Source organism: Neisseria sp. P0001.S005, assembly GCF_051963715.1.
The window spans coordinates 1-224 of record NZ_JBQCTZ010001130.1 but is presented as its reverse complement, the minus strand read 5'-3'; the positions used below and the strand labels follow the sequence as shown (position 1 = coordinate 224).

The following is a 224-nucleotide window of genomic DNA, read 5'->3' as shown; positions in this document are numbered from 1 at the left end:
GCGTTGCGCAACAATGGCGCGCGCAATCTGGCGACTAAACCGCTCTTCACCATAATTCTTAATTACCTCGTGTAAATCCTGTTCGGATGCAGTTGCAATCCATTCTGCCGCAGACATCCCGCGAGTCGGATCCATCCGCATATCCAACGGCGCATCAAAGCGGAAACTGAATCCGCGGCTGCCATCGTCAATTTGCGGCGACGAAATCCCCAAATCAAAAAGCG

At 52.7% G+C, this 224-nt stretch carries 1 protein-coding gene; it reads right to left on the bottom strand.

Annotated features, from left to right (window positions below; translation table 11 throughout):
* Nucleotides 1-224 (bottom strand): 16S rRNA (cytosine(1402)-N(4))-methyltransferase (gene mraW / locus ACTHSP_RS24300; protein WP_440347255.1); only part of this gene is annotated, 224 nt, incomplete at both ends.